Raw genomic sequence first — 18711 nt, forward strand, 5'->3', positions numbered from 1 at the left:
ATCACTCACAAACTATTTTTTAGGGCTAAATTTTCTGCGCCAACCACACGGTATGCCCTGCACAATCAGCATCGTTAGCGACCATCTCTAGGACTAGAAAGTCGTGTTGCGCCAACAATTCACGATACTCATCAGGCGACAAACTCGCATGGTATAAGGTTTCGCCAAACATTTCCCCAATCGCTTCACCCTCACTAGGACCAGAAGTAAACATTAACATCGTGCCGATTTTGGAAAATTGCTGAAACTGGGTAAACATCTGCCGTTGATCATCCGCAGTCAGATGAAAAAAACTATCCCATGCCAAGATACCATCGAAAATAGAATCCGTGTTGTGACTAACATTTTCATTAAGCTGAACATTTCTCATATCGCCAAGAATCCAGCGATGATTCGGATAATTCTCCATCGGAAAATTTTGCTGTGCCATTTCCAACATCACTTCGGAACTATCCACACCAGTGATTTCACAACCTTTTTCGCTTAAATAACGTGCAATCGGCACACCTGAACCACAGCCTAAATCCAATACTTTTGCATTGCTCGGCAGTTTTTCACAAAAACGATCCAACCAAGACTGCTCATACAAATATTCGCCTCGCAGCTCAGTCCACGCTCGTCCGTATTTGCGGTAAATGTCGATGATATTTTTTGCAAGATGTTGATTGCTCATACAGTTTCATCAATTTCTTTAAATAGCTGATTACAGCGTATTGTGCCACTCATGACTATATCGGCTATTTTATTAAACGTTTTTCATTAATATACGCCGACCTTTAGCGCAGTTCACCCATTTTTTCACCACAAGGCGGTGAATTTCTCGTATAATTTCCCCCGCTAGCTACCTGCCCGCAAAAGAGATTTATATGACGACCATTATCAAACAAGATGACTTGATCACTTCGGTCAAGGATGCCCTGCAATTTATTTCTTACTATCATCCCCAAGATTTTATCCAAGCCATGAGCCGTGCTTATGACCGTGAACAAAACCAAGCGGCAAAAGATGCGATTGCGCAAATCTTGATTAACTCTCGTATGTGCGCAGAAGGTCATCGCCCAATCTGTCAGGATACTGGTATTGTTAATGTCTTTTTAGAAGTTGGTTTGGATGTCAAATTTGACTTGACTATGAGCCTAGACGACGCGGTGAATGAAGGCGTGCGTCAAGGTTATTTAGAAAATACCAACGTACTTCGTGCATCTGTTTTGGCTGATCCTGCATTTGGTCGTAAAAATACCAAAGACAATACGCCTGCGGTGATTCACTACAAACTCGTCCCAGGCAATACCGTTGATATTACTGTGGCTGCCAAAGGTGGCGGTTCGGAAAATAAATCAAAACTGGCGATGCTCAATCCATCTGACTCAATCGTCGATTGGGTATTGAAAACTGTCCCAACAATGGGCGCAGGTTGGTGTCCGCCGGGTATGCTCGGTATCGGTATCGGCGGTACAGCAGAAAAAGCTATGATGCTCGCCAAAGAATCGTTGATGGAAGAAATCAACATGGACGAGCTACTGCGCCGTGGCCCTCAGAACAACATCGAAGAACTTCGTATTGAAATCTTTGAAAAAGTAAACGCACTCGGTATTGGTGCACAAGGTCTAGGTGGATTGACCACTGTCCTCGACATTAAAATCAAAGATTATCCATGTCATGCCGCAGGCAAACCAGTCGGTATGATTCCAAACTGTGCAGCGACTCGTCATGCACATTTCACTTTGGATGGTTCTGGCCCTGCACATATCCAAGCGCCAAAACTTGAAGACTATCCTGAAGTGACTTGGGATACCTCAACCTCGAAGCGTGTCAACTTGGATACCATTACCCAAGAAGAAATGAATGCGTGGCAACCGGGTGATACATTATTGCTCAATGGTACGATTTATACAGGTCGCGATGCAGCGCACAAACGCATGGTTGATATGCTGAATAAAGGCGAAGAACTCCCTGTAGACCTCAAAGGTAAATTTATTTACTACGTTGGCCCTGTCGATCCTGTACGTGATGAAGTGGTCGGTCCTGCAGGTCCTACGACTGCAACTCGTATGGATAAGTTTACTCGTCAAGTGCTTGAAGCAACTGGTTTGTTCGGCATGATTGGTAAAGCGGATCGTGGTCCTACCGCAGTGGAAGCAATCAAAGACAACCAAGCGACTTACTTGATGGCAGTTGGCGGTGCGGCGTATCTCGTGTCTAAAGCGATTCGTGAAGCAGAAGTCGTTGCCTTTGCTGATCTTGGTATGGAAGCCATCTATAAGTTTGTGGTGGAAGATATGCCTGTATCTGTGGCGGTGGATGTCAACGGTACATCGGTACATGCGACAGCACCGAAAATCTGGCAAGCGAAAATTGGAAAAATTCCAGTGGTGGATGCAGCGAACTAATTAGTTCAAGCCATTTGGAACATCATAAAGCACGACTTCGGTTGTGCTTTTTTATTCTCCTTAGATGCTCAAATGACAACGAATCCAAAAATGTTAAGTTACGAGAACGGATAAAAAACAGCATAAAAATGAGATTAATGGATGAAATCACCGCTTATCAGCTTATTTAGGTCACATCTCTAGAAAATAATTGTACTTTGATCACATTATGCTATGTTGGAATTCATAGCAATTGCTTTTGAATCTCGAAGAAGGAACAGGTCATGCTGGGAATTAAGCCTCTAAATTTTGTCTTATTACTCACAAGTGTATTCATTACACCTACGGCAATTGCCACTCCTGCAAAAGCAAGCTCTGTAGAACATCTACTACAGCTTTCAGAAGTAGATGTTGTCATTCAAAGCACTTTGGCTGAATTACACCCTCATTTTGAAGCAGAATCAGAAAGTATTATTTTGAGAATAACAGGCAGTGATCAACTTGATGCACAGCAACTCATTGCATCACAAGAGATCGCTCAATTGCTTTTTGATACCACTAAGCAGATCATGACTCAGCCTCAAGTGAAGCTCAAAATCAAAGACATTATGCAAACCGTCTATACTGAGGAAGAAGTGCAGGCTTATATCAAGTTCTTGAGTACGCCTGAAGGCCAATCTATCAATCGAAAAGAAACAGAAATCGTCAATCAAATGCAAAACTACTTTCAGAGCCTCGCAGAAAATAGCTTCCATACAGCGAACTTTGAACAGAAGCTTGAAGGTGTCGTGACACGGTTAATGCAACCATAAGCCATATCACCCATAAGCTAGACCACTCTAATCATTACATTGACAAAAAAGACGCCTCGGCGTCTTTTTTATCTTCTATAACTTTTAGACTCTAGAGCTTACCAAGTCAGCGGATTCCATATCTTAAATGGCTTACGCAATACGAGGCGTTCTTTGTCAGAGAGCTCATCCTCATCCACTTTTTGATATTGACCTTGATGAATATTGCCCGCTAACGCTACAGGCTCAATATCATCATATTTGACAAAACTAATTCCTGGGGATTTCAGCTGTGTTTCCATGATTTCACGCAAACCAAGTTGCTCTGACATCAGATAAAATGGTTTTTTATAGCTACCACCTGTACGGAAACCTTGCTCTTCATATTTAATATAATAAGTCTGCCCTGCCTCTACATCAAAGTCGAGCAACTTCGGTTTTTGAAAATGCATATTCATTAGAGGATGACTTGAACTGAGGCGATAGCTTCCAGCAGGGAGTTCAACCCAATAATAGTGGTTATTAATCAAGCTTGGAATACGTTTTCCATTTAAGAAAAAGTTTGGCGCTGCAATTTCTTGTCTATTCCACTGCGTATATGGTCGATACAAATAGACCATTGCTGCTTCAGGATGGCGAATATTGACAGGCTGAAAGCTTTGACCCGGCGTCTGATTGACCCACGCACCCAATGAAAATCCACCAACATGGTATTGCTCAAGCAAACCTGGCTCTTTACTCAAATCCACATCGGGTAAAGTTGAATTATTTGGGGCTTTGTCAGTGGTTACTTCTTCCTTATGGTTTTTATGCCACAACTTATTCCACAGCGACGAATGCTCTTTCCCCGTTGATGCACATCCCACCAACGTGGAGGCACTGATGACAATCCATAGATAACGCATGACTTCCCTCTAGCGTGCTTTTCTTTTTTTAATCTTAAATGGCTTTTTAAATTTGCCACGACACCAACATCAATGTGGTTGTTGCAAGCTTAACATTTCGAGTTTATTTTGCAAATAAAAAACGCATGAATGGATCATGCGTTTTTCAAACTTCAATTTAAATCGTAGAGCATTAAGCTGATCGCTGATCGTTAACTACTTTCAAATCAACTGCCTTATCTGCTTCGCTCTGTGCTGCTTTTGGCAAGCGCTGTTTGTCAAGAACTGGCTTAGCATGATCACGAATCACCTCTTCGGTCACCGTGACTGTACCAATGTCTTTGCTACTTGGTAGATCGTACATGGTATCAAGCAAAACATTTTCTAGGATCGAACGCAGACCACGTGCACCTGTTTTACGCTCTAATGCTTTCTTCGCAACAGCACGTAATGCTTGATCTTCAAACACCAAATCAACATCTTCCATCTCGAATAAATATTGATACTGACGGGTGAGTGCATTTTTTGGTTCTGTGAGAATTTGCATGAGTGCAGCTTCATCAAGCTCTTCCAAAGTCGCAATGACAGGCAAACGACCAATAAACTCTGGAATCAAACCAAACTTGATCAAATCCTCTGGTTCAACTTCACGGAATAATTCGCCAAGCTTTTTCACTTCGTCCTTTTTCTTCACTTCTGCCGTGAAGCCAATACCACCTTTTTCATGGCGTTGTTGAACGATCTTATCTAAGCCAGCGAATGCACCACCACAGATAAACAAGATATTCGACGTATCGACTTGGATAAACTCTTGCTGTGGATGCTTACGCCCACCTTGAGGTGGAATCGAAGCCACTGTACCTTCGATCATTTTTAACAAAGCTTGCTGTACGCCCTCACCCGATACATCACGAGTAATGGATGGATTTTCAGACTTACGGGTAATCTTGTCGATTTCATCAATGTAGATAATGCCTTTTTGTGCTTTAACGACATCATAATCCGCTTTTTGCAGTAACTTTTGCACGATGTTTTCAACATCTTCACCGACATAGCCTGCTTCGGTCAATGTCGTCGCATCTGCCATCGCAAATGGAACGTCCAATAAGCGAGCAAGCGTTTGCGCAAGCAAAGTCTTACCTGAACCTGTAGGACCAATCAACAAGATATTACTTTTTGACAACTCAATATCAGGTTTCGCCCCTGCTTGTTGCGTAATCTTCAAGCGCTTGTAATGGTTATATACTGCGACGGACAGTGTCTTTTTCGCCCAGTCTTGACCAATCACGTATTGATCCAAAGCCTCACGAATCTCTTGAGGTTTTGGCAATGGACGTGAAGCCCAATCACCTGACTCAACTTGTTGACTGGTTTGCACCAAATCAAGACAGACATCGACACATTCATTACAGATATAGGCATCTTCGCCAGCAATTAACTTGCCGACTTCTGATTGCGCTTTACCGCAAAATGAACAGCTTTTTTGTCCTTTCGTTGTTTCGGACATAGACACTCCAAATTCGTTCGATCAGGGTTATGGACGTTTGCTGAGTACTTGGTCAACAAGTCCATAGTCTTTAGCAGCTTGTGCAGTCATGAAGTTGTCACGATCTGTATCACGTGCAACAGTTTCATAGTCTTGATCACTATGTTCTGCCATCAAGCGATTTAAACGCTCTTTAATATATAAAATTTCACGGGCATGGATTTCGATATCAGAAGCCTGACCACGAAAGCCACCCAACGGTTGGTGAATCATTACTCGAGCATTCTCAAGGCAATAACGCTTACCCTTTGCACCTGCATTCAATAAGAATGCACCCATAGATGCCGCTTGCCCCATGCAATAGGTCACCACATCTGGTTTGATAAATTGCATCGTATCATAGATCGCCATACCAGCTGTGACCGAGCCACCCGGTGAGTTGATATAGAGATGGATATCTTTATCAGGATTTTCCGCTTCTAAAAACAACATCTGTGCCACGATTAGATTCGCCATATTGTCCTCAACTTCACCAGTGAGGAAAATCACACGCTCTCTTAATAGACGAGAGAAAATATCGAATGAACGTTCTCCACGTGAAGATTGTTCAACCACCATTGGAACGAGCGCATTATCAACACTTGGGACATACATGAGAATATTATTTCCTTTAATCTTTATGTAGCGATGAATGCTGTATATGCGTCTAGATCTGCAAAATTCAAGTCATTCATGTTGTTCGAATCTTGCAATATAACTTTGAATACAGACTTCATCAAGCACTGCCCTTTATTTCCGTGCAAAAATAATGCAGGGCTTACATTTTGATATACTTTTTCAATGTCAATTTCTGATTCCTATTTTTATCTTAGCTGTTGAATGATGTAACAAATAGCATCTTATCTAGTCCTAAAACAAAAAGAGCACCGAAGTGCTCTTTTCTGATAAGTCAAATTGACCTAGATTCGACTGATCACGATTTGATCTAATATTAATAGCCAGTATTAGCTACTGAGCTTGGCTTGCTCACGCTTTCTATACGCAATAGATGAGAAGACCGCCCAAACAATAAAGATGATCCCGATCAAGCCTGTCACCAACTCAGGCACATGCACACCTGTACCACTTGCGAGCATAATCACTGCCAATGCACCGATCGCATAATGCGCACCATGCTCAAGATAGATATAAGCATCAAGCGTGCCTTTATCGACAAGATAGATGGTCATCGAACGGACAAACATCGCACCGATCGCCAGACCAAGCATGATAATCACCACATCATTAGTGATCGCAAAAGCGCCAATCACACCATCAAAGCTAAACGAAGCATCAAGTACTTCGAGATAGATAAATCCACCCAAACCACCTTTCATGATTGCCTTGCCAACTTCAGCGTTGCCATTGCCTTCTTCACCTTTCTCAGGACTTCCTTCAAGCAGATGACCAATGACTTGTACGCCAACATAGACCACAATGCCCCAAATCCCTGCCATAATCACGACCAGTTTTTGTGTTTCAGGCACTTGCCCAGCCAAGATGATCAAAGCGATTAAGGAAATAAACACCGATACCGCAGGAATGCTACCGAAGTGAGCGGACTTACGTTCAAGCCAATGGAACCAATGTGTATCTTTCTCATCGTCAAACATGAAATTTAAAAATACGAGAAGTAAAAACATGCCACCAAAAGCAGCAATCTCAGCATGATGCGCCATCAGCTTTGCAGAATATTGATCAGGGTCGTTGAGGGCTAAACGTGCTACTTCCATCATACTCATGTCCGCAGTAACGCCAACGATAAGTAGTGGGAAAACCAGTCGCATACCGAACACAGCAATCAAAATACCAACGGTTAGGAATAGCATTTTCCAAAATGGATCCCAACCCTTGAGCACAGAGGCATTGACCACCGCATTATCAAAAGAAAGAGAAACTTCCATCACCGCAAGAATCGCTGTGATCGCCAACGCCTTGAGCATGGTTTGTACACCTGCTTCTGCACCGTGGGTATATCCCCAATAGGCTGAAATCGCTAAGCAGATGATGGTAAAAATAATTGAAAAACGAAAATGTTTAAGCATATTGTTTGCCTACAAACAATTCTAAGAAAATTGCCTGCATCATACACTACTACTACTTTTTTTAAATCTACTGACTCAAACTTCGTCTATAAAATTGTGCAAATTAAATTCGTTGCAACAACCCTGTCGCATTTAGCACATCATATTTTTTAATGACGAAACTGGAATGGAGCGCCACCACATTGTCGATCTTACCCAATCGCTTGAGTAGCACATCACTATAATTATCCATATCTCGGGCAACAACTTCGAGTAGAAAATCTGCCGACTGACCTGTGATCAAAAACGCATTAGTCACTTCGGGAATGTCTTCAACTGCTGCCAAAAACCGCTCAAAAGTTTCACTATCATGACGGCTTAACGACACTTGCAAAATAGCATGTAGACTAAAGCCAAGTTTTTGATAATTAATTTCACGTTTGATCTTGCCAATGATCTGACGATCCATCAAATTTTTGATACGACGATGTACCGAGCTCACCGATAGATGAATCCGTTCTGACAATTCATTCAGATTCATATCCTCATGACTCAATATTTCGATGATTTGCTTATCGTATTGGTCGAGTTCCATGACGGCTCCGTATATGGGAAAAGTGAATTTAAAAAAATGGTTTGCGATGCCGAATACTAATATGAAAAAGACATCATTGCTTTATCGTTATTGATGATTTGGAAGATCGCTAAAAATTTAAAATATTTTGGGATTTTAGAGGGAGTCTAAAGTATAGACTTTATCTTCTGATGCAAATGCACTGGTCTGTGACTGATCGAATTGCTTGTGGCAAATCGCTTGCTCAGTTGCGTCGTGACTTTTTGAGTCATTGCACCATATAAGTTGTGCTATTTTGGTGCGACGCATTCCCTCCACACCCTGAAGACTAATGTATCAATAACTGATTTAAATTATTTCTCGATTTTTTAAACTTTACCAGTGTTTTCGGGAATATATTTGCATTCATTTACTATTTATTAAAATATTTTCTATTTTTATCGTTATTTATCACTTTTTTACCAAAATTCCACCTATTGTGAACGCTATTTTTCCTTAAAGTAAGAAATTAAAATAGGAAGTGTTCCAAAACATGATTTGAATAAAAAGTGATACTGCGCACGGTTCTAAAATTTTGCAATACAAAAAGTCAATTTAAGGCACAGCTTTTGCTTATCAAAAGTGAAGTTTTACCCTATATTTGCTACAGATTTTTAATACTTAATCAACTCAATTCAATTAGCCAACTTATTTTGTCATGTCTAAACTCAAAGTCGTACTGATCGACGATCATCCAGACCGAGCAGAATATGTCGCCAAAACACTAGAACAACAATCGTTTGAAGTGGTTGGTTGCTTTCTCTCCTCCCAAACCAGTTTACTCAATCTAGAGTCACTGGATGCAGACGTGATTTTGCTCGATATGGATCATCCACATCGTGATGTCGTGGAAAGTTGCGTGATGAATTCAAACTTACCGATTGTTTTATTTACCAAGAATACTGACCGTCAAACGATTCATAGTGCGATTGATGCAGGTGTCACAGCGTATATTGTTGATGGTATTGATAATGAGCGCTTACATGCGATCTTAGATATTGCGATTGAACAATATAAGCATCATCAAAAACTCCTCAAGGATCTGAATGAGGCCAAAAGCAAACTTGCCGATCGCAAAGATATTGATCGTGCGAAGGCACTACTCATGCAACTGCACAATATTGATGAAGAAGATGCGTATAAACGCTTGCGCAAACATGCGATGAGCCATCGTATTACTTTGGGTGAGGCAGCACGGCATTTTTACGAAGCCCTATCATTGATCAATCACACCGATCAGGAGCCACCATGTCAGTAACTCAATTTGAATCAGAACAAAATACTGCTGACATGTTAAAGATCGGTTATTTACCGCTCGTCGATAGCATCGCACTACTTTGGGCGCAGCATCGTGGTTATTTTTCTGCGGAAAATTTAACTGTTGAATTGGTCAGAGAAACTTCATGGGCGACCTTGCGAGATCGTTTGGCATTTGGCATGTTGCAAGCAGCGCATTGCCTTTCACCGATCGTCGCCAGTGCATGTAGTACCGCAGATGATATTGGCATTCCGATGCGCACCGCTTTAGTGCTTTCGCATAACACCGCAAAAATCAGCCTAAAACGTGAACTGTATGATGAATTAGCCATTCAAGCGAATGATTTACCCCATCAAAGTGCAGCGAAATTTGTCGCTAAATCAAATGAAATGACGCATAAATTAGCACAAGTCTTCCCTGCGTCATTGCATCATTTTACTTTGCGAGAATGGCTACGCCTTGCCGATCAAGACTTTGCACATCAATGCAAACTTGCCACTTTGCCACCGCATTATATGCTTGATGCCATTGATCAAGGTATGATTGATGGTTGTTGCGTCGGTGAGCCGTGGAATAGTGTCGGTGCAACCAAGCAAATCTCAAAAGTGGTGTGTCGTTCGCAAGATGTGATTCCAAGTATTGCCGATAAAGTGCTTGCAGTGACCAGTGAGTGGGCAACGCAACATAGCGAAGCGCATCAAGCAATGATTCGTGCCTTAATAAAAGCACAGCAAGATTTGTCAAAAAAAGAAAATAGTGCAGTAGCCTATCAACTGCTACAACAGTTTGACATTATCGACACTGCGTTTGATTCATCGCTTGATCCTGCATTTGGTTCAGCAACACTACAACAAGATGTTGAATTATTAATTCTGCAAATCCATCAGCAAAATATGCAACCCAAAGCCACAGATTTTGATTGGATATTGTCACAGCTCAAGGCATGGCTGCATGCAGATTTAGACGCTGGAAAATTTCAGGATTATAGTTTGCAGTGTATTGATTTGGCGTGTTATCAAGAGGTGTTGAGTAGTTTAAATTAGGTCTGTTCATTTTCTAAATTCAGCCTAAGTTCGATGAAGTTTGTATTGTACATAGTCGAAAAGGAAAAACATTTTAGGCAAGGTCTTGCGGTGTATACTTATATTTCTGGATTAACCTTCGGTTCGACTCACTTTTCTTTCGGGAAAAGTAAGCAAAACCATTTGTCAGCCGCAAACTCGGTCATACTCTAAAATTTATCCTATACCTTGAAAAACGTCATTTTGCTAAAGTTGTTCTGCCCTCGAACAATGCGACTGACGCTCCCACGAATCAGATAATTTTTACTCATCTTATGTCGAACTGAGGTTAAATTTCATAAAAATATGTTTAAAAATTATTGAGATGACATAGCTGTCTTCCATCATCTTTTTTGGGTAAGATGTCTATCTTTGTAAAATACTCATTTTATAAATATGACGGTATTAAGCTGTATTCATAAAAAACGGATAGATAACAATGAAAGTTGCCATTATCGGGGCAGGAACAGCAGGATTAGCATTGGCAAAAATGTTGATTCATCAAGATATCGAAGTCACTCTATTTGAACAAGCACCGACCCTCGATCCCGTTGGTGCAGGTCTATTACTCCAACCCTCTGGACTTGCGGTACTAGCCCATCTCGGCATTTTGGAAGAAACACAGAAGCTCGGTGCAGAAGTCACAGGCTTAACAGGTCAATTGCCAAATCAACAGCTAATTGTCGATAGCCATTATACCCAAGCCGATTCAAGATTTTTTGGCATTGGTATCCACCGTGCCACTTTATACCATGTACTAACGCAAAGTTTAGCGAATGAACGCCAACTCACTTGGCGATTTCAACATGAAATCACACATCTCGAAGACACAGGCTCACAGGTCATCGTAAAAGGTCATTGCAAAGATCAGCCTTTTGATGAGGCTTTTGACGCAACCATTATCGCCAATGGTGCACGTAGCCGTTTGCGCCCTGCACAATGGGTCAAGCTAGACAAACCTTATCCGTGGGGTGCAGCGTGGACGATCGTGCCTGACTGTGTATATGGCGATCCAAAAATTTTGCACCAATTCTATGACAGTACTTCGACGATGATGGGAGTTCTACCCACTGGAAGCTTGCCCTCTGATCCGCAAAGGCGATTATCAAGTATCTTTTGGAGCTTACCGACAGGTCAGTTCGATACATTTGCACAAGCACCTTACACAGCATGGTTAGCTAAAATTCAAAGCCGTTGGTCAGACCTTGCAACGTGTTTAGAAGCCGTATTTAAAGACAATCAACCGCAATGGCTGAATGCCCAATACCGTGATGTTGTTATGTCCAAATATGGTCAAGGTCGTATCGGTGTCATTGGTGATGCCGCACATGCGATGAGTCCTCAACTTGGGCAAGGGGCGAACATGGCGTTGCTGGATGCTTGGGCTTTAGCACAAAGTTTCAACAAAGCGAGAACAGCAAAAGACATGGATTGGCACGTTGTTTGGCAACATTACCACGAACTTAGACACTCCTCGATCAACATGTATCAACTGATGAGCCGACTACTCACACCGTTGTATCAATCAGATCTGTGGTGGGCAGGCAGTTTACGAAATATTATGTTTTCTTGGATGAATCAGATTCCATATTTTCAAAAGCAAATGGCTTTCACAGTATCGGGATTAAAAACAGGTGCGTTTGGTCAGATGAGCTATGATGAGATTGCAAAGCCGATGCAGTCTTCAGATAAAGAACTCTAGCCTTCTATAGCCGAAGAAATTTATTTCTGATACAAGGCAACCGAACGAAAGTGTACATATAGTACAGCGAGTGAGGTTAACGCTGTAGCAGATTAAATTGCTTTGGCTATAGATTAGCCGCCGATGGCATGCATGGTAATTTTGCGAAGTGGCGCACGCTGTTTACTGACATAGCCTGCCTCTTTGTACCAGACCACGGTTTTAATCGTGTCGATGATCTCGTTTCGTAGCGCATCATCTTTATTTTTCTGATATTGCTCTAATTTATCTTTAAAACTTAAACCTTGATCGCTAAACAAACAGGTAAATAACTCGCCTGTGGCAGTCAATCGCAAGCGATCACACTGCTGACAAAATGGATTAGAAATCGTTGAGATAATCCCAATTTTATAGGTTTGTTTTGAAAAGTTTTCTTTAACTGCATCATTTAAATTTTGAATTACAAATTGCTTTGCAGGCTCATGATCTTGGGCAATTGCGGTGATCTGAAATTCTTTTTCCAGTGTGCTCAGAATGTCTTGTTCACTGACCACCCAGTCCTTTTGCCACAGTGCATCACCATCGAGTGGCATATATTCAATAAAACGTACACTGACCTTCTGCGCCATTCCCCATTTGACCAAAGGAATGATTTGATCATCATTGATGCCACGCATCAGCACGGTGTTGATTTTGATTTTTAAACCGACCGCTTGTGCAGCAGTAATGCCTTGTAAAATTGGTTGTAGAAATTTTTTAGTGAGTTGTTGGAATTGTTTGGCATCTAAGCTGTCCAAACTAATATTCAAATCATCTAAGCCTGCACGTTTTAAACCTTCTGCATATTTGGCGAGATAATGCGCATTGGTGGTCATCGAGATACGCTTTAAGCCTTTGGCACGCAAGCGACTTAGGTCGTTGATAAAATGCACCACGCCTTGACGCATTAATGGCTCACCACCTGTAATGCGAATACTTTCAATGCCCTGCTCAACCATCAATTCGCAAAAGATATACAGCGCTTCAAAAGAAAGAATATCCTTTTTTGCCAACCATTCGGGATGCTCAGGCATGCAGTACTGACATTTAAAATTACAACGATCAGTCACGGAAATACGCAATTTTCTTTTTTCACGACCAAACTGATCCACCAAGTTTGCATTGCTACGCACTTGTCGCTTTGGCGATTGATCATATCTAGACACGATCTGTGTTTGCAAATCAGTCAACACTTTTACTCATATTCTCAAAGAAAGCAACGCATCGGTTCAGCACGCTTTGACTTAAAATTGGCTAAGGAAGCCTGATGTTTAATTCTGCCCACGCATTAATACTATGTGGTTGCGCACTGTCATTCGTTAATTTTAACACAGAAAATTTAAGCGATTTAAACAGTCGGAATAAGCTACGTTGATCTTGCGCCAAGCTTTGCGCAAGGTGCTCACTAACAGAACGGTGCATTAAACAAAATGGATAGAGGGCCTGCCCATCAATTTCTGCATAACAGAGTTGACTTTGATCTTTCGCAATTTGCTCAGAGAACTGCTCAAGCAATTGATTTGGAATATAAAACAAATCGCATGGCACAAACAGTATCCAATCTCGTTGACTATACAGCCATGCGCTGTGTATCCCCATCATCGGGCCTTGGAAGCCTTTTTCCAAATCAGAAAAAATCCCAATCTCCGCATCTATGGCTTGATAAATTTCACTATCTCGGTGGCTATTGACCCACAGTTTTTGCACTTGTGGTTTGAGATTTTCCCTCAGTCGATCAAGTTGACGACACTGTCCATCAAAGCATTGCAGTAGTTTATTACACCCACCCATTCGAGTTGCTTGACCGCCTGCGAGAATCACCGCATCGGTATTGGCAATGATTTTTTTTGCAACATCATTTTTTGTAACATCACTTTTTCCAATTTCATTCGGAACAAAATTGGTTGCAAGATCAGAAATTTGATTTTCATCAGATCGCTTGTGATCAATTGGCTTCGTTGGACAATTCACTTTCACGCTCCGACTGACATTGTTTAATCAAACCACGGATTTCAGGTAAGCATGAACCACAGTTTCCACCTGCTTTTAGACACGCTGTGACTTGTTTTTCATTGGTGAGATTTTTGGTTTTAATGGTTTCAATAATACGGTTTTTACCGACTTTAAAGCAACTACACACCAATGCACCTTCATTATTCGCCTGACCGATTGGCATACCAGCGAGTAACGCACGACGATGCAAAGCACTCAGACGATTGCGACTAAACAGCCCAGCCAACCAATCCCGATCAGGTAAAAACTCACGAGGTGCAAGATAGAATGCCGCCATCAAACGATCTTCACGTAGCACCACGACATGCAAGGTGTCGGTATGTACATCTTCATACATCAGCCACTCATCATTTTCGGCATCATACGGCAGTAAATCTTGCAGTTTATTGGCGACGTGCAGACTCTCGGTACGATCGACAATTTCAAAGCGAATTGCTTGTGCCGTTTGGATTTTAACCCACCAAGTAAAGCCTTCTTTATCCCACTGATTTTTATCACAGCCTTTCGCTTTATCACTAGGCGCATTTTCCATCCACTCTGGACGTACATACAGCACACCTTGCCAACGTCCATAAAATGGCTGAATCATCACTGGCGTATGCTTAAACTCAGGCTCACCTGAAATCGCATCGACCACAGGATTGACCACCGCACCAACTCGTGCATCGGAAGCGACTTGATCATTCCAATGAATTGGTACAAAAATCTGTCCACGGCGTACTTTGGTCGAGAACTGACCACGAACGATACAACGTCCCCATTCCGAACGGACTTCGACCAAATCAAACTCTTTAATCCCGAACTTGAGCGCATCTTGTGGATGAATCTCACAATATGGCTCACTGCGATGTGTAGAGAGATTGGCGGACAATCCTGTACGTGACATGGTATGCCATTGATCACGAACACGACCTGTATTCAAAATCAGTGGATATTCTGCATTTGGTTTATTTTTTGGTTCGATATTTGGCGTGGCAATAAATTTTGCTTTGCGATCTGCATGACTGAAAATCCCATCGCCATAAATGCGTGGCGTACCCTGCTTGTCCGCATAGACAGGCCATTGAATCGGTTTCAGCGCATTGTATTCGGCTTGGCTAATGTAACTTAAACCTTGCAGATTGAAATAGCGAAATGCAGGCAAGCTTTCACGCTCAGAAGCAAAACCATTACCAATCGTTGAGAGTTTGGAGTGTTCTAAGAAAATGTCATAATTCGAATTAAAATCAAAGCCTTGCCAACCAAGTTTTTGTGCCACTTGGCTCACCGCCCACCAATCCGCCTTGATGGTTTCAGGCACAGATAAGAAAGCATTTTGACGTGAAATACGACGTTCAGAATTAGTCACTGTGCCGTCTTTTTCGCCCCACGCTTGCGCAGGCAACAACACATCGGCAAAGTCCGTCGTATCGGTATCCTTGCAGACATCGGATACCACCACAAATTCACATTTTTCCAAAGCTCGTTTGACTTGGTCACTATTCGGCAAACTCACCACAGGATTGGTCGCCATGATCCAAATTGCTTTAATTTTTCCTGCTTCCACCGCTTCAAACATATCTACAGCTTTTAAACCGACCTTTTGTGCGATGTGTGGACTTTGCCAAAAGTCTTGCACCAGTTGCTGATGCGTTGGATTATCAATATCGAGATGCGAAGCAAGCATATTTGCCAAACCGCCGACTTCACGTCCGCCCATCGCATTCGGCTGCCCCGTCATGGAAAATGCACCCATGCCCTCGCCTGTCACACGACCAGTAAGCAGATGACAATTGATAATGCTATTGGCTTTATTTGTGCCTTGACTGGACTGATTTACGCCCATTGAGAACAGCGTAATGACTTTCTTGGTTTTGGCGAATAGTTGATAAAACTCAAGCAACTTTTCAATGGCAATGCCTGTTTCCGAAGCGACAAAATCGAGGTCTTGCTCGGCTTGACTGACATCGAGCACACGATCCAATTGCGTGGTATGCGCATCAATAAAGGCTTGATCGGCATAACCCTGTTCATTGAGATATTGCAATAAACCATTAAACAGGCAAATGTCTTGACCAATCAAAATCGGCAAATGTAAATCCGCCTGTTCACACGTTGCAGTAAATCGAGGGTCGATGACCACGACTTTTAGATTGGCATTTTCTGCTTTGGCCGCCATGATGCGCTGAAACAAAATCGGGTGACACCATGCCGTGTTTGATCCGACCAAGACGATGAGCTCAGCTTGTTCAAAATCTTGATAATTACCTGCAACGATATCTTCACCGAAAGCACGTTTATGCGCCGCTACCGCAGAAGACATGCAAAGGCGTGAATTGGTGTCGATATTGCCTGTGCCGAGATAGCCTTTGACGAATTTATTGACTACATAATAGTCTTCGGTCAACAGCTGTCCTGACACATAGAACGCAACACTTTCACGTCCATATTGGTCGATACATTGACGAAATTTATCGGCAATCAAATCCGTGGCTTGATCCCAAGATGTTTGCTTACGCGCTGCACCTCGCCCAAGTTGTGGCGTGATCAAACGATGCGACATACCTACGGTATCAGCGAGATTACTACCTTTGATACAGAGCTTGCCTCGATTGGCAGGATGCGACACATCCCCGACCACTTGTAGCCCTTTGGCAGTTTGCTGTGCAGTCACGCCACAACCTACACCACAATAAGGACAAGTCGAATGCACGATTTCATTGCTTGAAATCGTTGGGATGAGCTGTGCAACTTGATTCATCTTTGCCATTCTCCAAAATTATACGGATTCGTAATCTGTTGATCTTAAAAACCAAATTGGAGTAAGTACCAATTTGGCGATGATCAATCTCTTAGCTTGCTTGCTTCAGAGCGAAATCTCGTCCAAACAACAGCTTATTACGGATTTGGTGAATCGGTGTTTGGTCGCTGATCAACTCCGCATACCATGCACCATCTTCGGTATCACCGAACAATACCGCACCGATCACTTTGTCATTTTGGATAATTAAGCGTTTGTAGATTTGACGCTTTTCATCATTAAGCACGATATCTTCACAGTCTTCGGTCGCTTCAATATTGCCTGCCGAGAACACATCAACACCACTGACTTTAAGCTGTGTCGGTGTCGGCAAAGTTTTAAAGGTCAAGCTACCATGTTCTGCCAAGTGTGTTGCACAAACAAAGGCTTGTCCCCAAAGTGGCTCAACCAAACCAAAGACGCTACCACGATGCTCGATACATTCACCGATCGAATAAATACTTGGGTCAAAAGTCTGCATAGTATCATTGACCACCACGCCACGATTGCAACGCAAGCCTGCACTTTGCGCAAGATCGGTATTCGGGCGAATCCCGACCGCAAATACTACGAGGTCGGCAAGAAGCTGTGTGCCATCAGCAAGACGCACGCCAACGACTTTACCATCTTGTCCGAGAATTTCTTGAGTTGAGGCTTCAGTGATGATTTTAATGCCTTTTTCATGGATACTTTGACGCAACATTTGACTGGCACGTAGGTCGAGCTGACGCTCCATGATACGATCCATCAGATGCAATACGGTGACATTCATACCACGTTGTTTCAAGCCATATGCTGCTTCAAGTCCAAGCAAACCACCGCCGATGACGATGGCATTTTGCTTGGTTTGGCTGATCTCGATCATTTTATTCACATCATAAATGTCACGGAAGCTCAGCACGCCATCGAGATCATTACCTTTGATTGGTGGCATAAATGGTTTTGAACCTGTTGCCAAGATCAAACGGTCATAATCTACGGCTAAACCTGATTCGGTGATGACTTGCTTTTTACGGCGTTCAACTTTCACCGCTTTGTCCCCTGCGATGAATTTGATGCCTTTCTCCGCATACCATTCAGGTGCATGCAACATGATTTGCTCAATGGTTTTTTCCCCTGAAAGCACTGGCGAAAGCATGATACGATTGTAATTGCCCCACGGCTCTTCACCAATCACGGTGATGTCATACATCTCAGGTGCCATATCGAGTAAATCTTCGAGGCAACGCATGCCTGCCAAACCATTCCCCACGAGGACGAGTTTCATCCGATCACGTTGCAATGCCACATTGGTTAGATACGTTTTTTGTGCTTCAGGATAAACCCACACTTCACCATCAACGATCTTGGTTGGAAAGACTGGTAAACTTTGACTGCCATCTTCCAAACAACGCCCTGTCGCCAAGCTAAAATGTTGCTTATAAATCGGCGATGCGATGACACGCTCGCCCAAAATATCGCCCAAAATGCCACGTGACATGACATTGGCACCACTAAATGGATCGTGGTTGGAGAGTGCATAAATACGCTTTTCATTGCCAACACGGAACATGGCAACTTGTTGCTCGCCGATCAGTGCGCAAACACCTGTGTTTGGCTGGATTTGATCGAGCAAACACACTTTTTGCCAATCTAAACCTTGCTTCATCTCTGACATAATAATTTCCTTCAATT

The 18711-nt window shown here is 42.5% G+C and carries 16 protein-coding genes; 5 read left to right on the forward strand and 11 right to left on the reverse strand.

Annotation, left to right across the window (positions count from 1 at the left end; genetic code table 11):
* Positions 1-25 precede the first annotated feature (25 nt).
* Positions 26-673 (reverse strand): class I SAM-dependent methyltransferase, encoded by a 648-nt coding sequence (locus MKI79_RS03620; protein ID WP_241570704.1) that lies wholly within the window; start codon positions 671-673, stop codon positions 26-28.
* A 193-nt stretch (positions 674-866) separates the two neighbouring features.
* On the opposite strand from MKI79_RS03620, the gene MKI79_RS03625 reads away from it, so the two are divergent.
* Positions 867-2390: a fumarate hydratase gene (locus MKI79_RS03625; protein ID WP_241570705.1), complete on the forward strand. Its 1524-nt coding sequence runs from the start codon at positions 867-869 to the stop codon at positions 2388-2390.
* Between the two features lie 263 nt (positions 2391-2653).
* The gene (locus tag MKI79_RS03630; protein ID WP_241570706.1) at positions 2654-3181 is read left to right on the forward strand and encodes a DUF2059 domain-containing protein; all 528 of its coding nucleotides are present in this window, start codon (positions 2654-2656) and stop codon (positions 3179-3181) included.
* Positions 3182-3279: 98 nt separating this feature from the next.
* On the opposite strand, the gene MKI79_RS03635 is transcribed toward MKI79_RS03630, so the two are convergent.
* The 6 genes from MKI79_RS03635 to MKI79_RS03660 form a co-directional block, all read right to left on the reverse strand.
* Positions 3280-4065, reverse strand: coding sequence for a DUF2846 domain-containing protein (locus tag MKI79_RS03635; protein WP_241570707.1), 786 nt, complete (start codon positions 4063-4065; stop codon positions 3280-3282).
* Positions 4066-4237: 172 nt separating this feature from the next.
* On the reverse strand, positions 4238-5551 hold the full coding sequence (gene clpX / locus MKI79_RS03640) for an ATP-dependent Clp protease ATP-binding subunit ClpX (RefSeq protein WP_241570708.1): 1314 nt from the start codon (positions 5549-5551) through the stop codon (positions 4238-4240).
* A gap of 27 nt (positions 5552-5578) precedes the next feature.
* Positions 5579-6184, reverse strand: coding sequence for an ATP-dependent Clp endopeptidase proteolytic subunit ClpP (gene clpP, locus MKI79_RS03645; protein WP_241570709.1), 606 nt, complete (start codon positions 6182-6184; stop codon positions 5579-5581).
* Between the two features lie 350 nt (positions 6185-6534).
* Positions 6535-7614 carry a DUF475 domain-containing protein gene (locus MKI79_RS03650; protein WP_241570710.1) on the reverse strand — a complete coding sequence of 360 codons (1080 nt, stop codon included), beginning with the start codon at positions 7612-7614 and terminating at the stop codon, positions 6535-6537.
* Between the two features lie 103 nt (positions 7615-7717).
* Positions 7718-8188, reverse strand: coding sequence for an Lrp/AsnC family transcriptional regulator (locus tag MKI79_RS03655; protein ID WP_241570711.1), 471 nt, complete (start codon positions 8186-8188; stop codon positions 7718-7720).
* Between the two features lie 135 nt (positions 8189-8323).
* The gene (locus MKI79_RS03660) at positions 8324-8476 is read right to left on the reverse strand and encodes a hypothetical protein (protein WP_241570712.1); all 153 of its coding nucleotides are present in this window, start codon (positions 8474-8476) and stop codon (positions 8324-8326) included.
* Between the two features lie 388 nt (positions 8477-8864).
* On the opposite strand from MKI79_RS03660, the gene MKI79_RS03665 reads away from it, so the two are divergent.
* The 3 genes from MKI79_RS03665 (at position 8865) to MKI79_RS03675 (ending at position 12227) form a co-directional block, all read left to right on the forward strand.
* The gene (locus MKI79_RS03665; protein ID WP_241570713.1) at positions 8865-9464 is read left to right on the forward strand and encodes an ANTAR domain-containing response regulator; all 600 of its coding nucleotides are present in this window, start codon (positions 8865-8867) and stop codon (positions 9462-9464) included.
* The gene (locus MKI79_RS03670) at positions 9455-10507 is read left to right on the forward strand and encodes an ABC transporter substrate-binding protein (protein ID WP_241570714.1); all 1053 of its coding nucleotides are present in this window, start codon (positions 9455-9457) and stop codon (positions 10505-10507) included. Before MKI79_RS03665 ends, MKI79_RS03670 begins: the two co-directional genes overlap by 10 nt.
* A 457-nt stretch (positions 10508-10964) precedes the next feature.
* On the forward strand, positions 10965-12227 hold the full coding sequence (locus MKI79_RS03675; RefSeq protein ID WP_241570715.1) for an FAD-dependent oxidoreductase: 1263 nt from the start codon (positions 10965-10967) through the stop codon (positions 12225-12227).
* Between the two features lie 113 nt (positions 12228-12340).
* Here the strand turns inward: MKI79_RS03675 and moaA are convergent, their stop codons facing one another.
* From moaA to nirD, 4 genes are all read right to left on the reverse strand, one after another.
* Positions 12341-13378, reverse strand: coding sequence for a GTP 3',8-cyclase MoaA (moaA, locus tag MKI79_RS03680; protein WP_241570770.1), 1038 nt, complete (start codon positions 13376-13378; stop codon positions 12341-12343).
* 121 nt (positions 13379-13499) lie between these two features.
* Complete coding sequence (gene mobA / locus MKI79_RS03685; protein ID WP_241570716.1) at positions 13500-14216, reverse strand: molybdenum cofactor guanylyltransferase; 717 nt, start codon at positions 14214-14216, stop codon at positions 13500-13502.
* Entirely contained in the window at positions 14191-16998 is a 2808-nt protein-coding gene (locus MKI79_RS03690; protein ID WP_241570717.1) for a nitrate reductase, read from the reverse strand. Before MKI79_RS03690 ends, mobA begins: the two co-directional genes overlap by 26 nt.
* Positions 16999-17089: 91 nt before the next feature.
* Positions 17090-18694, reverse strand: coding sequence for a nitrite reductase small subunit NirD (nirD, locus tag MKI79_RS03695; RefSeq protein ID WP_241570718.1), 1605 nt, complete (start codon positions 18692-18694; stop codon positions 17090-17092).
* Between the last annotated feature and the right edge of the window lie 17 nt (positions 18695-18711).

The sequence above is a fragment of the Acinetobacter sedimenti genome, from assembly GCF_022601685.1.
GTDB classification, from domain to species: domain Bacteria; phylum Pseudomonadota; class Gammaproteobacteria; order Pseudomonadales; family Moraxellaceae; genus Acinetobacter; species Acinetobacter sedimenti.

Coding starts and splice junctions, on each gene's coding strand:
- MKI79_RS03630 (WP_241570706.1), top strand. CDS start 2,654: ATGCTGGGAATTAAGCCTCTAAATTTTGTCTTATTACTCACAAGTGTA.
- MKI79_RS03625 (WP_241570705.1), top strand. CDS start 867: ATGACGACCATTATCAAACAAGATGACTTGATCACTTCGGTCAAGGAT.
- MKI79_RS03660 (WP_241570712.1), bottom strand. CDS start 8,476: ATGCGTCGCACCAAAATAGCACAACTTATATGGTGCAATGACTCAAAA.
- MKI79_RS03690 (WP_241570717.1), bottom strand. CDS start 16,998: ATGAATCAAGTTGCACAGCTCATCCCAACGATTTCAAGCAATGAAATC.
- MKI79_RS03670 (WP_241570714.1), top strand. CDS start 9,455: ATGTCAGTAACTCAATTTGAATCAGAACAAAATACTGCTGACATGTTA.
- MKI79_RS03675 (WP_241570715.1), top strand. CDS start 10,965: ATGAAAGTTGCCATTATCGGGGCAGGAACAGCAGGATTAGCATTGGCA.
- clpX (WP_241570708.1), bottom strand. CDS start 5,551: ATGTCCGAAACAACGAAAGGACAAAAAAGCTGTTCATTTTGCGGTAAA.
- MKI79_RS03665 (WP_241570713.1), top strand. CDS start 8,865: ATGTCTAAACTCAAAGTCGTACTGATCGACGATCATCCAGACCGAGCA.
- MKI79_RS03620 (WP_241570704.1), bottom strand. CDS start 673: ATGAGCAATCAACATCTTGCAAAAAATATCATCGACATTTACCGCAAA.
- nirD (WP_241570718.1), bottom strand. CDS start 18,694: ATGTCAGAGATGAAGCAAGGTTTAGATTGGCAAAAAGTGTGTTTGCTC.
- MKI79_RS03650 (WP_241570710.1), bottom strand. CDS start 7,614: ATGCTTAAACATTTTCGTTTTTCAATTATTTTTACCATCATCTGCTTA.
- MKI79_RS03655 (WP_241570711.1), bottom strand. CDS start 8,188: ATGGAACTCGACCAATACGATAAGCAAATCATCGAAATATTGAGTCAT.
- clpP (WP_241570709.1), bottom strand. CDS start 6,184: ATGTATGTCCCAAGTGTTGATAATGCGCTCGTTCCAATGGTGGTTGAA.
- MKI79_RS03635 (WP_241570707.1), bottom strand. CDS start 4,065: ATGCGTTATCTATGGATTGTCATCAGTGCCTCCACGTTGGTGGGATGT.